Annotated in this window: 12 protein-coding genes and 1 tRNA gene; 8 read left to right on the top strand and 5 right to left on the bottom strand. The window is 71.4% G+C overall.

All coding sequences use genetic code 11. From position 1 onward, the window contains the following. Window positions 1-12: 12 nt before the first annotated feature. Window positions 13-1,620, bottom strand: coding sequence for a beta-N-acetylhexosaminidase (locus ACIOWN_RS11810; protein ID WP_401981821.1), 1,608 nt, complete (start codon window positions 1,618-1,620; stop codon window positions 13-15). A 305-nt stretch (window positions 1,621-1,925) separates the two neighbouring features. Between ACIOWN_RS11810 and ACIOWN_RS11815 the strand changes: the two genes are divergently transcribed. Continuing rightward, on the top strand, window positions 1,926-2,183 hold the full coding sequence (locus ACIOWN_RS11815) for a hypothetical protein (RefSeq protein WP_362347967.1): 258 nt from the start codon (window positions 1,926-1,928) through the stop codon (window positions 2,181-2,183). A 13-nt stretch (window positions 2,184-2,196) separates the two neighbouring features. After that, the gene (glmS, locus tag ACIOWN_RS11820) at window positions 2,197-4,014 is read left to right on the top strand and encodes a glutamine--fructose-6-phosphate transaminase (isomerizing) (protein ID WP_401982132.1); all 1,818 of its coding nucleotides are present in this window, start codon (window positions 2,197-2,199) and stop codon (window positions 4,012-4,014) included. Window positions 4,015-4,219: 205 nt separating this feature from the next. Here glmS and ACIOWN_RS11825 read toward each other — a convergent pair whose 3' ends face one another. Together ACIOWN_RS11825 and ACIOWN_RS11830 are read right to left on the bottom strand one after the other, a co-directional pair. Continuing rightward, window positions 4,220-4,786: a GPR1/FUN34/YaaH family transporter gene (locus tag ACIOWN_RS11825; protein WP_326802549.1), complete on the bottom strand. Its 567-nt coding sequence runs from the start codon at window positions 4,784-4,786 to the stop codon at window positions 4,220-4,222. A gap of 139 nt (window positions 4,787-4,925) precedes the next feature. Beyond that, complete coding sequence (locus tag ACIOWN_RS11830) at window positions 4,926-5,453, bottom strand: universal stress protein (RefSeq protein WP_326802550.1); 528 nt, start codon at window positions 5,451-5,453, stop codon at window positions 4,926-4,928. 353 nt (window positions 5,454-5,806) lie between these two features. Here ACIOWN_RS11830 and ACIOWN_RS11835 point away from each other — a divergent pair, with 353 nt between their 5' ends. The 5 genes from ACIOWN_RS11835 to ACIOWN_RS11855 all read left to right on the top strand — a co-directional run bounded on the left by ACIOWN_RS11835 (window position 5,807) and on the right by ACIOWN_RS11855 (window position 12,030). Continuing rightward, entirely contained in the window at window positions 5,807-6,187 is a 381-nt protein-coding gene (locus ACIOWN_RS11835; RefSeq protein ID WP_326802551.1) for a hypothetical protein, read from the top strand. Between the two features lie 378 nt (window positions 6,188-6,565). After that, entirely contained in the window at window positions 6,566-7,786 is a 1,221-nt protein-coding gene (locus ACIOWN_RS11840) for a helix-turn-helix domain-containing protein (RefSeq protein WP_326802552.1), read from the top strand. A gap of 126 nt (window positions 7,787-7,912) precedes the next feature. Continuing rightward, window positions 7,913-8,521, top strand: coding sequence for an oligoribonuclease (gene orn / locus ACIOWN_RS11845; protein ID WP_326802553.1), 609 nt, complete (start codon window positions 7,913-7,915; stop codon window positions 8,519-8,521). A 111-nt stretch (window positions 8,522-8,632) separates the two neighbouring features. Further along, a tRNA-His gene (locus ACIOWN_RS11850) sits at window positions 8,633-8,705 on the top strand. Between the two features lie 199 nt (window positions 8,706-8,904). Then, entirely contained in the window at window positions 8,905-12,030 is a 3,126-nt protein-coding gene (locus ACIOWN_RS11855; RefSeq protein ID WP_401784766.1) for an FG-GAP repeat domain-containing protein, read from the top strand. 78 nt (window positions 12,031-12,108) lie between these two features. Here ACIOWN_RS11855 and ACIOWN_RS11860 read toward each other — a convergent pair whose 3' ends face one another. Further along, the gene (locus ACIOWN_RS11860; RefSeq protein ID WP_401737793.1) at window positions 12,109-12,612 is read right to left on the bottom strand and encodes an NUDIX hydrolase; all 504 of its coding nucleotides are present in this window, start codon (window positions 12,610-12,612) and stop codon (window positions 12,109-12,111) included. Window positions 12,613-12,744: 132 nt separating this feature from the next. Between ACIOWN_RS11860 and ACIOWN_RS11865 the strand changes: the two genes are divergently transcribed. After that, window positions 12,745-13,215: an ankyrin repeat domain-containing protein gene (locus tag ACIOWN_RS11865; RefSeq protein ID WP_401784768.1), complete on the top strand. Its 471-nt coding sequence runs from the start codon at window positions 12,745-12,747 to the stop codon at window positions 13,213-13,215. On the opposite strand, the gene ACIOWN_RS11870 is transcribed toward ACIOWN_RS11865, so the two are convergent. Next, window positions 13,184-14,239, bottom strand: a complete 1,056-nt coding sequence (locus ACIOWN_RS11870) for a LacI family DNA-binding transcriptional regulator (protein ID WP_401981824.1) — start codon at window positions 14,237-14,239, stop codon at window positions 13,184-13,186. The genes ACIOWN_RS11865 and ACIOWN_RS11870 overlap by 32 nt on opposite strands. Window positions 14,240-14,267: the final 28 nt, after the last annotated feature.

A 14,267-nucleotide genomic window follows, 5' to 3' on the forward strand; every position in this document is an offset into this window, starting at 1 on the left:
CCGCCGCTGTCCTTACCGCGCCGGCCAGGGCACCTGCGGGGAGCGGTGGTAGCCGATCCCGAGCGCGTCCCAGCGCGGCGCCTGGGCCGCCAGACGCGTCCGGTAGGTGTCCCAGTCGTGCGTGGCCGCGGGCGACCAGCCGAGTTCGGCGACGCCTGGCAGCCGGGGGAAGGCCATGGCGTCGATGTCGGCGGAGGTGGACAGGGTCTCCGACCACAGCGGCGCCTCGACACCGCGGATCGCGGAGGCGGGGGCGCCCGGCACGTAGCCGCCCGGATCCCAGTCGTAGGACCGCCGCACCTCGACATAGCCGGCCCAGGCCAGTCCGAGCGGGGTGTCCTTGGTGTACTTCATGTCCAGGTACACCCGGTCGGCCGGGGACAGGATCAGCCCGGTGCCGTTCTGCGCGGCCCGGGCGACCTGGGCCTTCTCCGCCGCGCTGGTGGAGTCCAGGCCCCAGTACTGAGCGAGCGCGCCCTTGGCCGGGGTGGCGCCGGTCAGCTGGTGCCAGCCGATCACCGTCTTGCCGTACTTGGCGACGACGGGCTGCACCCGGTCCATGAACTTCACGTAGTCGTCGTGGCTGGTGGAGTGCGCCTCGTCACCGCCGATGTGCAGGTAACGGCCGGGGGTGAGGGCGGCGAGCTCGCGGACGACGTCGTCCACGAAGTCGTAGGTGATCTCCTTGGACACGCACAGCGAGCTGAACCCGACCTGGGTGCCCGTGTACAGCGGGGGCGCCGCGCCGTCGCAGTTCAGCTCCGCGTAGGAGGAGAGGGCCGCGTTGGTGTGGCCGGGCATGTCGATCTCGGGGACGACCTCCAGATGGCGGGAGGCGGCGTAGCGGACGATCTCCCGGTAGTCGGCCTTGGTGTAGTGGCCTCCCGTGCCGCCGCCGACCTGCGTCGAGCCGCCGTGGGCCGCAAGGCGCGGCCAGGAGTCGACGGCGATGCGCCAGCCCTGGTCGTCGCTCAGGTGCAGATGCAGCTCGTTGATCTTGTACAGGGCGAGTTCGTCGATGTAGCGCTTGACCTGCGCGACGGTGAAGAAGTGCCGGGAGACGTCGAGCATGGCGCCCCGGTAGGCGTAGCGCGGGCTGTCCTCGATGGTGCCGCCGGCGACCAGCCACGGGCCCGGCTGCACGGACTTCCTCTCGACGGCGGCGGGCAGCAGCTGCCGCAGGGTCTGCACTCCGTGGAAGAGGCCGGCCGGCTCCCCCGCGGTGATCGTCACCCCGCTCGCCGCGCTGTCCAGCCGGTAGCCCTCGGCGCCGTACGACCCCTTGGCCAGCCGCAGGCGGATGCCGCCCTTGCCCTGGGTGGTCAGCGGCAGGCGGTAGCCGGTGGAGGGCCGCAGGACGTCCGCGAGATACTCGCCCACCCGGCGCGCCTCCGGGGAGCCGTCGACGCGGATGCGGGTGCCCGCCGTGACGCGGTACGGGTTTCCGCCCGCCTGGACGGAGGCCGGGGCCGGGACCACCTGGCCCAGCGGTGTCGCGGCCGGCGCGGGCGCCGCCCCACCGGCGGGCGCCGCCCCACCGGCGGGCGTCGCGCCCACGGCGAAGGCCCCGGCCGCGGCCACGAGCAGCAGCGAGCCCAGGGCCCGACTGGTCCTGGGCATCCGGATTCCGCGGGGAGTCGTGCTGTGGTGCCGTCTCACATGCGCTCCCTTCGTTCGGCTCGGGGACTCCACGGAGCCCCGACGGTATGGACCACTCTCCCGCAGATGCGGCGAAACAATCTCCCGATGACGGAAATCATCCAGAGCGAGGGCGGGTGAGTCCTGGACGGCGGCGCCCCGGGACCCGCACACTCGCGCTCACCGACATCACCGCGGGCCGCCCCGAACGGCCCCACCGACACTCCCCTGCCCGAAATCGGGCAGGTTTCTTGCGAAAGCCCGCCCCTTACTCCAGAATCCACCGGGTGCACGACGAACTTGTTGATCATCTGACGCGGTCCACGCCCCTGAACCGGGGCGAGGCACTCCGGGTGGTCCAGGACGTGCTCGCCTACTTCGACGAGACGACCGAGGAGTTCGTCCGTCGCCGCCACCGCGAGCTCCAGGCCCAGGGCCTGGTGAACGCGGAGATCTTCGAACGGATCGGGGCGGACCTGCAGTACCGCGCGGTGGCACCGCCGGAACTCTCCCTCCGGCAGCTGCGCCGGATCGTCTATGGCTGAGGGGTACCTGTACATGTGCGGAATCGTCGGATACATCGGCAAGCGTGACGTCGCCCCCTTGCTCCTGGAAGGCCTTCAGCGTCTGGAGTACCGCGGCTACGACTCCGCGGGCATCGCCGTCACCTCGCCGAAGACGGCGGGTCTGAAGATGGTCAAGGCCAAGGGCCGGGTCCGCGACCTCGAGGCCAAGGTGCCGGCGCGCTTCAAGGGCACCACGGGCATCGCCCACACCCGCTGGGCCACCCACGGCGCCCCCTCCGACGTGAACGCCCACCCGCACATGTCGGCCGACAACAAGGTCGCCCTCGTGCACAACGGCATCATCGACAACGCCTCCGACCTGCGCCGCAAGCTTCAGGCGGACGGCGTGGAGTTCCTCTCCGAGACCGACACCGAGGTGCTCACCCACCTCATCGCCCGCTCCGAGGCGGACACGCTGGAGGAGAAGGTCCGCGCCGCCGTCCGCATGGTCGAGGGCACCTACGGCATCGCCGTCCTGCACGCGGACTTCCCCGACCGGATTGTGGTGGCCCGCAACGGCTCGCCGGTCGTGCTCGGCATCGGCGAGAAGGAGATGTTCGTCGCCTCCGACATCGCCGCCCTGGTCACCCACACGCGGCAGATCGTCACCCTCGACGACGGCGAGATGGCCACCCTCAAGGCCGACGACTTCCGTACGTACACCACCGAGGGCACCCGCACCACCGCCGAGCCGACCACCGTGGAGTGGGAGGCGGCCTCCTACGACATGGGCGGCCACGACACCTACATGCACAAGGAGATCCACGAGCAGGCCGAGGCCGTGGACCGGGTGCTGCGCGGCCGGATCGACGACCGGTTCGCCACGGTGCACCTCGGCGGCATCAACCTCGACGCCCGTGAGGCGCGCGCGGTGCGCCGGGTGAAGATCCTCGGCTGCGGCACCTCCTACCACGCGGGCATGATCGGCGCCCAGATGATCGAGGAGCTGGCCCGCATCCCCGCCGACGCCGAGCCGGCCTCCGAATTCCGCTACCGCAACGCGGTGGTCGACCCCGACACGCTGTACATCGCGGTCTCCCAGTCCGGTGAGACGTACGACGTGCTGGCGGCCGTGCAGGAGCTCAAGCGCAAGGGCGCGCGGGTGCTCGGCGTCGTCAACGTGGTGGGCTCCGCCATCGCCCGCGAGGCGGACGGCGGCATCTACGTCCACGCCGGGCCCGAGGTCTGCGTGGTGTCCACCAAGTGCTTCACCAACACCTGCGTCGCCTTCGCGCTGCTCGCCCTGCACCTGGGCCGCATCCGCGACCTGTCGGTGCGCGACGGCAAGCGGATCATCGAGGGACTGCGCAAGCTGCCGGAGCAGATCTCCGAGATCATGAAGCAGGAGGAGGAGATCGAGCGGCTGGCCCGGGACTACGCCGACGCCCGCTCGATGCTCTTCATCGGCCGGGTCCGGGGCTACCCGGTGGCCCGCGAGGCCTCCCTGAAGCTGAAGGAGGTCTCCTACATCCACGCCGAGGCCTACCCGGCCTCCGAGCTCAAGCACGGCCCGCTGGCCCTGATCGAGCCCGCCCTGCCGACGGTGGCGATCGTGCCGGACGACGACCTGCTGGAGAAGAACCGCGCGGCCATGGAGGAGATCAAGGCCCGCAGCGGCAGGATCCTCGCCGTCGCCCACCAGGAGCAGGAGAAGGCCGACCAGACGATCGTCGTGCCCAAGAACGAGGACGAGCTCGACCCCATCCTCATGGGCATCCCCCTCCAACTCCTCGCCTACCACACGGCCCTGGCCCTGGGCCGTGACATCGACAAGCCCAGGAACCTCGCCAAGTCGGTGACGGTGGAGTAGCAGCCCCCTGTAGGTCGCCTCGCAGGGGCGCACCGAAGGGGCGCGGGGCTGCATCGACATGCGGCTCCGCCGCGTGGGCGCGACCAGCCCCCACGCACCCGCACGGGCAGAACAAACAGACCGGACCCCCACGTGTGCCACCCACACGCGGGGGTCCGTTCTCACCTGCCGGGGAGCAACCCACCCCACTCCCCAGCCCGCGCGGCTAACCGGTGGCCGTCACCCCCCGGCCCGCAGCGCGCCGCGGAAGTTCCGTGGGCCAGTGGGCGAGCGCCGCCGTCGCCGCGTACCAGGCGACCGCTCCCGCCGCCACGGCGAACCAGCCGCCCACCTTCGCCAGACCGCCGGTGTCGGCGAACCGTGCGATGGCGAGCAGCACCAGAGAGACGAAGAACAGACCGTAGGTGCCCTGGCCGAGGACATCGCCGCCGGCGAGCGTCAACGTCAGGGCCACGAGGGCGAACAGGAGCAGGAAGAGTCCCGCGCCGTTGGCGGACACCTGGCTTCCCGCCGAGACGGCCCAGGTGAACCAGAGGGCGCCAAGTGCGCCGTAGGCCGTACCGGTCGCGGTGTCGCGATCGCGGAAGGCCAGCAGTCCGGCGACGAACAGCGCGACGCCGCCCACATAGTGAGCGAGTGTCACCGCGTCGTTCGCCGTCACTCCGTTGATGACTTCGGTGTACCCGAGGCCGAAGGCCAGCAGGGTCACACCGAGGGCGAGTCGGCCGAGGATGGTGGTCGTGGTGCTTCCCGCAGAGACGTCGTTGGCCACGGCAAGCTCCCTTCATGCCTGCGCAGTTGTGCGGTGACCGGTATATGCCCTTCACAAGGGCACAAACACCTCTGCGTGCCGGTATTTTCGCGGAAACGTACGCGCCGTGAAGAGAAGGGGAGTCAGCGGAGGGAGCCGGCTAGGGGATGACGACGACCGGCCGCTGCGCGCGCTTGGCGAGCCGGCCCGCCACCGAGCCGAACAGGCGCCCCACGAGCCCGTGCGTGGAGCCCACGACGATCGCGTCCGCCTCGTACTCCTTGCCGACCTCTTCGAGTTCGTGGCAGATGTCGCCGCCGCGCTCGACGAGGATCCACGGCACCTCCGCCAGGTACTCCGCGCAGGCGAGTTCGAGGCCGAGGACCTCGGTGCGGTGGTCCGGCACGTCCACGAAGACGGGGGGCTCGCACCCCGCCCACACCGTGGTGGGCAGCCGGTTGGCGACGTGGACGATGATCAGGCCCGAGTGGGTGCGATGCGCCATGCCGATCGCATAGGCGAGGGCACGTTCGCTGGAGGTGGACCCGTCGAAGCCGACGACGACGCCGTGCTTGAACGCCGGATCGCAGGGATGGCGTGACTCTTCCGCCGCCAGGGGATCGGCCGCCGTGGGGTCGGCGAGCGGTCGCTTGCGGTCCGCGGGTTCGAAGAATTCGTGACCGGCCATGGCTGTCTCGGCGAGGTGATCCTTTGTCGGGGACGACAGTCTGCGGCGAAGCTGTGTCCGGGAATGGTCTTCCCGTCCCCATACCCCCAAGGGTACGGCGGCACGCCTCCTTAGCCCAGATCCCGCGCACTCTCCGTGGCGGTTCCCCGGAGCATGCACGAGCCACGCCCGTAACGCAATGGTTGCTGCCCCGTACAGGCGGTATGTGCGGGATTCACTTTCCGCGACGGGTGGGAACACGGTAGCGGAGGGCGCCGGCGGGAGGCCGCGGCGAGCCCGCCCCTGTGCCGCACAGTGACCGACCCCTGGAACACGCGTTGATCCCGGGGAGCCGCCGCCGTAGGGAGCACGCCGTGTCCGGACCTCGTACCGTTCCCGACCGAGGCCTGCCTCCCCCGCGGGACAGCGCGTCGGACACCGGGCAGGACACCGCGACGCCCGGGGCCGCCACGGGCGACACCGCGGGCGAGGTGGTGCGCTGGGCCGCCTTCGCCTCCGCCCTCGTCCCCCTGGTCCTGCTCTGGTACGGCACGTCGTTCGCCGGCGCCGCCGGCACCGGCCTGGGTCTCGCGGCCGTCACCGGCGCCTGTGGCGTACTGCTGCGCCGCTGCGAGCGCGCGGCGGCCCGGCTCCGCGCCGAGGAACGCGCTGCGCACCACGGCCGCCACCACAGGACGGAACCCGGGGCACACCGGGGCGGTCGGGACCCGGGCGGAACGGCACCGGTCGGCTGACCGGTTTTTGCGCACGCAGGCGCATCTTTTCAGCCAACTTCTCGAATCTGTGCATTCTCCGGCCGAAGCACCCCCCACCCCCCGTTCCACCTGCAAGGAAAGGGTCTTTGCGACCTCGTGCACCCTACGGGGATTGGCCACCACGACGAGGCGCACTTCCCTGCACGCTCCCCGAGTGCAACGCTTCGTGATCGAATGCTTCACGCCAAGTTGCCATGTCGACAATGTGCCGGGTGACGAACTGGTCAACACGGCACGGCGGGACGCAGTAGATTCGATCTTGACTGTCTTACGGCGGGGGACTCGTGCAGGACCGAGGGGAAACGTGCAGGAGCGACACAACCGAGGAGCCGCGACCACCGAGGGGGGCTTAGCAGTATGAGCCACGACTCCACTGCCGCGCCGGAAACGGCGGCCCGGAAGCTTTCCGGGCGACGCCGCAAGGAGATCGTCGCGGTGCTGCTGTTCAGCGGCGGCCCCATTTTCGAGAGTTCCATACCGTTGTCGGTGTTCGGGGTTGACCGCCAGGACGCCGGCGTACCGCGCTACCGACTGCTGGTGTGCGGGGGCGAGGACGGCCCGCTGCGGACCACCGGGGGCCTGGAACTCACCACGCCGAACGGCCTGGAGGCGATCTCGCGGGCGGGCACGGTCGTCGTGCCGGCCTGGCGCTCGATCACCTCGCCGCCGCCGGCGGAGGCGCTCGACGCGCTGCGCCGTGCGCACGAGGAGGGGGCCCGCATCGTGGGCCTGTGCACCGGGGCGTTCGTACTCGCCGCGGCCGGCCTGCTGGACGGCCGGCCGGCGACCACGCACTGGATGTACGCGCCGACGCTGGCCAAGCGCTATCCGTCGGTGCACGTGGATCCCAGAGAGCTGTTCGTCGACGACGGCGACGTGCTGACGTCGGCGGGCACGGCGGCCGGAATCGACCTGTGCCTGCACATCGTGCGCTCGGACCACGGCAACGAGGCGGCGGGCGCGCTGGCCCGGCGGCTGGTGGTCCCGCCTCGCCGGAGCGGAGGCCAGGAACGCTACCTGGACCGCTCTTTACCGGAGGAGATCGGCGCCGACCCGCTCGCCGAGGTCGTCGCCTGGGCGCTGGAGCACCTCCACGAGCAGTTCGACGTGGAGACGCTGGCCGCGCGGGCGTACATGAGCCGGCGTACGTTCGACCGCCGCTTCCGTTCCCTGACCGGGAGCGCGCCGCTGCAGTGGCTGATCACCCAGCGGGTGCTCCAGGCGCAGCGGCTGCTGGAGACGTCCGACTACTCGGTCGACGAGGTGGCGGGCCGCTGCGGCTTCCGCTCCCCCGTGGCGCTGCGCGGCCACTTCCGGCGGCAGCTGGGTTCGTCCCCGGCGGCGTACCGGGCGGCCTACCGGGCACGGCGTCCGCAGAACGAGCGGCAGGGCGACGGCGACCTCGCCTCGGGAACGGCCGGCATGCCGGGCGGCCCGGGACCGCACTCCGCGGCGCCCCCGGCCGGCCCCGTGTCGCCGCTGCCCTCCTTCCACCCGGAGAGCCAGGTTCCTCACCAGTCCCGCCGCACCGCGGCGGCGCTGTCGGTGAGCGTTCCGGGCCAGCGCGGCGGCTCCTGACCCGCGACGGGCGGGCGGACGGACCTCCGGGTCCCGTCCACCCGCCCGTGCTGGCAGCGGCCGCTGTCGGACTAGGTCGCCGCACGGTCGGTCCGGGTCGCGGCGGGGCGCCGTAAGGTGAGACACATGAACGATCGCATGGTGTGGATCGACTGCGAGATGACCGGCCTCTCGCTGTCCGACGACGCGCTCATCGAGGTGGCCGCCCTCGTCACCGACTCCGAGCTGAACGTACTCGGCGAGGGAGTCGACATCGTCGTCCGGCCGCCGGACTCGGCGCTGGAGACGATGCCGGAGGTGGTGCGTGAGATGCACACCGCGTCCGGCCTGCTCGCCGAGCTGGCCGGCGGCACGACGCTCAAGGACGCCGAGGAGCAGGTCCTGGCCTACGTGCGGGAGCACGTGAAGGAGCCCGGCAAGGCCCCGCTGTGCGGAAACTCGGTCGGCACCGACCGCGGCTTCCTGCTGCGCGACATGCCGGCGCTGGAGGGCTACCTGCACTACCGGATCGTGGACGTGTCCTCGATCAAGGAGCTGGCCCGGCGCTGGTACCCGCGGGCGTACTTCAACAGCCCGGAGAAGAACGGCAACCACCGCGCCCTGGCCGACATCCGCGAGTCCATCGCGGAGTTGCGCTACTACCGCGAGGCCGTCTTCGTCCCGCAGCCCGGCCCCGACTCCGACACCGCCAAGGCGATCGCGGCGAAGCACGTCCTGCCTGCTCAGAAGGTCTAGCGGGGTCCCTCGAAGGGGCGCCGCGAAACCTGTGCGCGAGCACCCCTTCGGACCCTGTAGACTTCTTCTCGGCCGGTCGGGGAAACCGCAGAATCCCTGTGACCGGTCATGGTGGGTGTAGCTCAGCTGGTAGAGCACCTGGTTGTGGTCCAGGATGCCGCGGGTTCGAGTCCCGTCACTCACCCTCCTCGAAGAGGCCGATGACCTGCAACAACAAGGTCATCGGCCTCTTTCGTTCTCCTCATGCACAGCCGTGACGCCCGATGGCGGTAATATCAGCCGACTTTCCGGGGGGACGCGACGGCTGGGAGCCGGGTCGTCATGGACGACATCGCCCACCCCTCGGGCTTCTCGGAGGGGCATCCTTGTTCCGCAATGCCGTTGTGCACCACCGTGGTGCGAGACCCGCCGGTATCGTCGTCACCGCATTCGCTGCCCTACTGGCCGGTACCGGTCCGCTGGCACCCGGCGTCGCCTCCGCGGCGCCTGCCGTACCTCAGGAGACCGTCGTCCCGGCGGCCCTGCGCAACACCTACACCTCGGCCTCGCTCTATGCCGCCAACACCCTGACCGGCGCGGACGGCGCCGGCAGCCAGGGTTTCTTCCACCAGCTCGAGGGCTACTCCGGTCTCGTCTGGTCGCGTTACGGCGGCGGCGCGCCGGTCCCTGTACCGAAACCGGAAGGCTCGTACTTCAAGGAAGCGACGGGCAGCGACGTACTCGCGTACCGCTACCCCGACCGGGTGGAGTTGTGGGACGCCTCCGACGGGACGACCCGTACGGTGCACGTCCCCGAGGGGCAGAGCGTGCTCTCCGTCTACGGCACCACCGTCGTCACCTTTCGCAACTCCGCCACCGGGGACGGGACATCCACCCGGGTCATGCATCTGCTGACCAGCGGCCCTGACGGAACCACCCGCGACGTGCCGGTCGTCGGCGCGCCGGAGGACATGGTGCTCGGCCAGCCGCACGGGGCCGACGCGACCAGCGTGCTGTTCCAGAGCCGGCAGAGGGACGGCACGGACCGGATGGTCCTCGTCGACCGGGAGACGGGCCGGGTCCAGGGCTGGACGCAGCGGCTGCCCAGCGGCTACTACCGGGCGAGGATCTCCCCCGACCACATCGTGGTCTACAGCTCCACCGCGTCCACCGTGCTGGTGCTGCCCCGCTCCGACGTGTCGGCGACGCCGGTCGAGGTCGCGCTGGACAGTGGCTTCTCCAAACCGGGCCACGAACTGGCCCTCGTCGGCGACTGGTTGGTCTACCGCCCCGGTGCCATCACCACCCTCAAGGCGACGCCGGTCGCGGGCGGGCAGTCCATCGCCGTGGTCACGGGGTCGGGCACCGGCCTGGTGGCCGCCCCCGACGGCACGGCCCTCGCCATCGGCCGCACGTCGGCCACCCTCGACGACCGCGGCATCCAGCACATCCGCCCCGGCGACGACAGCGCGCCCGTCGTCACCACGGTCAGGCCACTGCCCCGGCCGGTCGTCCCGGTCGAGGGGCTCGTCCTGAGTCAGGGCAGACTCGTCGACGCCGAGATGGCGAACGGCCGCCGCACCCCCTACGTCCGGAACGTGGCCGCGACCGGCACCCCCGAGTACGGCGAGCACACCCGCCTGACCCCGACATCCGATGTGGTCATGGACGACTGCCCGGTCGCAGACCCCGGCTGCGCGTCGGTCTTCGACGTCGGCGACGGGCGCATCGCCTGGATCGAGCGCCGGAGCGGCGGATCGGACCTGCTCCGGGTCCACGGCCCCGGCAAGTACGACTACTACCAGCGCAGCGTGCCGGCCGGCGGACGGATCACCGACGTCTCGGGCAGGTACCTGATCCACACCACCCCCGAAAAGCAGTCCGTCTACCGCCTGGACGACGACGTCCTTCTGACGCGCAGCCCCAGCGCCGCCGCCGTCTGGGAGAACCGGCTCTGGACGCCCGCTGCCACGCCGGGCGGCGTCTCGGCGCTCGACCTCGTCTCGAAGAAGGCGGTCGAGACCGTCGACACCGGCGCGAGCTGTGTTCCGCAGGAGTTGCAGGCCGTGGGCCGCTGGCTGTACTGGAGCTGCGGCGCCGACGGGCCCGCCGGGGTGTACGACCGTACGAACAAGACCGCGGTGGCCGTCCCTTCCGGGGAGGCGCTGCTCGGCGACGGCTACGTCGTCACCCACGACCGGCAGGCCGGGAAGCTGAACCTCACCACGGTGAGCTCCGGTTCTCCCAGCACCCGGGTCATCGGCGAACTGCCCGACACCGGGACCTCGCAGCGCCACGTCCGCTGGACCGTGGACAGGTACAGCGGCAACGTCGCGTACGTGGACGCGCAGGAACGCATCCACCTCGTGCCGTCCGGGGGCACCACCACCCAGTCCCTGATCACCCTGCGGGAGGCGGAGGCCACATCCGTCAACGCCGAATGGCCCGCGGATCGCGCGGGCATGCGCGGGACGGCGGTCTTCGACGGCGTGTTCTCCAAGCCGGTCGCGTCCTGGACGCTCGTGGTCCGGGACAAGAACACCAACCGGGTGGTCGACCGGCGCCAGGGCGGCGACACCCGCGGGCGGCTCGACGTGCAGTGGACGGGCATGGACCCGGCCAAGAAGTACAAGACCCCGCTGCCGAACGGCCGGTACACCTGGGAGCTCACCGCGAACCCGGCGGACGGCCAGGGGGCGGCGCTGCGCCGCCAGGGGACGGTCCGGCTCCTCCGCGGTCAGCCCGTCCCGCGCGACTACGCGGGGTCCGGGGCGTCGCCCGACGCGATCGCGGACCTGCTGACGCTCGACTCGCACGGGACCCTCACGTTTCACCACGGGAACGGCGCCGGGAAGTTCTCCGGCAAGACGTCGGGGCGCGGCTGGCCCACCTCAGTGGTCGCCGTGCCCTTCGGGGACCTGAACAAGGACAAGTGCAACGACGTCCTCGTACGGATGGCGAACGGATCGCTGCGGGCGTACCGGCCCGCATGCGGAAAACCGCTCACGCCTTCGACCCCGTACCGGACGCTGAGCGGCGGCACCGGCTGGAAGGCCTACGACATACTCACCGCGCCCGGGGACCTCACCGGCGACGGGCTGACCGACCTGCTGGCGCGGAAGGCGTCGACGGGCGCGATGTACCTCTTCGCGGCGAAGCCCGACGGCACGCTGGCGGCCGGGAAGAAGATCGCCTCGGGCTGGGGCTCGTACACGAAGATCGTCGGAGTCGGCGACCTGAACGGCGACGGCCTCGGGGACGTGCTGGCACGGCACAAGAACGGCACTCTGTACCGGTACTACGGGACGAAGGGCGGGCTGTCGACGAAACGGGTCAAGCTGTTCTCGAAGTGGGGTGCCTCGTACAACGCGGTCGTCGGCGTCGGCGACATCACCTCGGACGGGAGGCCCGACCTGGTGGCGCGCGACACCTCGGGGAACCTGTGGCTCCAGAAGGGCGACGGCCGGGGCTCGTTCGGGGCCCGCACAAAGATCGCGACGGGCTGGAAGGGCTACAAGGGACTGTTCTGAACCGGGCTCGGGACGGGGGCACACGACGACCGTGGTGTGCCCCCCACGGACGGGCCGCAGTCGTGCCCGCCCGGCCGTTCAGGGCCGGGCGGGTGGGTTTCGCAGAGCCTTCGCGATCACGTCGTGGATGAGGTGTTCGCCGGGGGCTCGGTTCTCCCTGAGCCGGGGAAGGTCGTCCGGGCCGAACCAGTCGTAGGCGGTGTGCTTGGACCATTCCAGGGCGGGGTGATTCAGGTCGCCGTCGACTTCGACGAGGTAGTCGGCCTCCCGTCTCATGCCGCTGCCGTCGTCCCCGGTCCATGCGGTGATCCCGAGCAGGCGCCGCACCCGGCGCAGGCGCCAGCCGGTCTCTTCCTCGACTTCGCGGGCGAGGGCGTCCAGCAAGGACTCGCCGGGCTCGACGTGGCCGCCGACGATGTCCCAGCAGTCGGGGAAGAGCCGCCGGTCCGGGCCGCGCCTCTGGGCGAAGGCCCGGCCGTCGCGGTCGAGGATGACCGCTCCGGCCGCCCAGACCTCCCCGTCGGCGGGGACCGGGATCTCGACTCCGCTGTCCACGGCCACCTTGTGCTGCTCTTCCGGCATGGCCTCACTGTAGGGCGGGCACGCTGCCGTCTCCTCACTCCCGGCTCCGTCGGGTGCGACGGGTACGACGTGTTGGAGGCAGAGAGCTGATATCCATCGGCTCTCCGGACCGGAAGCCGCTACTCTCCGGCCATGAACCGACGCCGGCGCAAGAAGCTCTCCCGGCATCTCGTCGACGCGGCCATGCTGGGTCACACCGCCCGCGCGGAGGCGCTGTTGCGGCTCGGGGCCGATCCGGAGCGAGCGGACAGGGAGGGCACCACTCCGCTCTATGCGGCGTCCGTGCAAGGGGATGCCGAGACGGTCCGGCTGATTCTCGCGGCCGGGGCCTGTCCGGACACCGAGAGCGGGCGCGGGTCGGAGGGCACGCCCCTGTGCGCGGCCGCCTGCTGGGGGCACACCGAGACCGTGCGCGAACTGCTGGCGCACGGCGCCGATCCGAATCTCCGTGAGGATCACGGCACGGGCCGTACGCCCCTGGAGTGGGCGGTGGCCGATTCCCATGCCGAGACCGTCGCCCTTCTCGTCGCGGCGGGAGCCACCCACCGCGGCGAACCAGGGCCGGGGGCCGTTACGACGACGCCCGCACCACCAGTTCCGTAGGCAGCACGAGTTGCCTGCGTTCCAGCCCGCGGGACACCGCCGGGCGGCGGTCGGCGATCTCGTTCAGCAGGAGGTCGATCATCGCGCGGCCCATCTCCTCGATGGGCTGGCGGACGCTGCTCAGGGGCGGGTCCATGTGGCGGGCTATGGCGGAGTCGTCGTAGCCGACAAGGGCCACGTCGTCGGGGATGCGGCGGCCCTCCTCGCGCAGCACCTGGCGGGCGCCGGCGGCCGTGACGTCGGAGGCGGCGAAGACGGCGTCCAGGTCGGGGCGGTGGGCCAGCAGGCGCGTCATCGCGCGGCGGCCGCCGCCCTCGGTGAAGTCACCCTGCGCCACGAGGAGTTCGTCCACCTCGTGGCCCGCGTCGCGCAGGGCGGCGCGGTAGCCGTCGACGCGGCGCTGGGCACCGTAGACGTCCATGTGGCCGGTGATGTGGGCGACGGTGCGGCAGCCGTGGGCCAGCAGGTGCTCCACGGCGGAGCGGGCGCCTCCGTAGTTGTCGGAGTCCACCGAGGTCAGGGTCTCGCCCGCCGACCGCGGACCGCTGATCACGGCCGGGATCTCCAACTGGGACAGCATGTCCGGCAGCGGGTCGTCGGCGTGCACCGAGACCAGCAGGACGCCGTCCACCCGGTGCGCGGCCAGGTACTGGGCCAGCCGCTGCCGCTTCTGGTCACTGCCGGCGAAGATCAGCAGCAGCTGCATCTCCGTGTCCGACAGTCCGGCTCCGACACCCCGCAGCATGTCCGAGAAGTAGGGCTCGGCGAAGAAGCGGGTCTCCGGCTCGGGCACGACGAGGGCGATCGCGTCGGTGCGGTTGGCGGCGAGGGCGCGGGCGGCCGTGTTGGGGACGTAGCCGAGTTCGGCGACCGCGGCCTCGACCGCGGCCCGGGTGGCGTCGCTGACCCGGGGCGAGCCGTTGATCACCCGTGAGACGGTGCCCCGGCCGACGCCGGCCCGCGCGGCGACCTCTTCGAGGGTCGGCCGGCCGCCGCTCCGGCCCCGCGCTCCGTGGCCTGTCATTGGCTCCGCCTTTCCGCCGTCGAAACCG

Source organism: Streptomyces sp. NPDC087787, from assembly GCF_044743035.1.
Classification (GTDB): Bacteria; Actinomycetota; Actinomycetes; order Streptomycetales; family Streptomycetaceae; genus Streptomyces.

Bases quoted from the DNA above. Each gene is read 5' to 3' on its own strand.
- orn (WP_326802553.1), top strand. From the start codon at position 7,913: ATGAACGATCGCATGGTGTGGATCGACTGCGAGATGACCGGCCTCTCG.
- ACIOWN_RS11810 (WP_401981821.1), bottom strand. From the start codon at position 1,620: ATGCCCAGGACCAGTCGGGCCCTGGGCTCGCTGCTGCTCGTGGCCGCG.
- glmS (WP_401982132.1), top strand. From the start codon at position 2,197: ATGTGCGGAATCGTCGGATACATCGGCAAGCGTGACGTCGCCCCCTTG.
- ACIOWN_RS11870 (WP_401981824.1), bottom strand. From the start codon at position 14,239: ATGACAGGCCACGGAGCGCGGGGCCGGAGCGGCGGCCGGCCGACCCTC.
- ACIOWN_RS11840 (WP_326802552.1), top strand. From the start codon at position 6,566: ATGAGCCACGACTCCACTGCCGCGCCGGAAACGGCGGCCCGGAAGCTT.
- ACIOWN_RS11860 (WP_401737793.1), bottom strand. From the start codon at position 12,612: ATGCCGGAAGAGCAGCACAAGGTGGCCGTGGACAGCGGAGTCGAGATC.
- ACIOWN_RS11830 (WP_326802550.1), bottom strand. From the start codon at position 5,453: ATGGCCGGTCACGAATTCTTCGAACCCGCGGACCGCAAGCGACCGCTC.
- ACIOWN_RS11865 (WP_401784768.1), top strand. From the start codon at position 12,745: ATGAACCGACGCCGGCGCAAGAAGCTCTCCCGGCATCTCGTCGACGCG.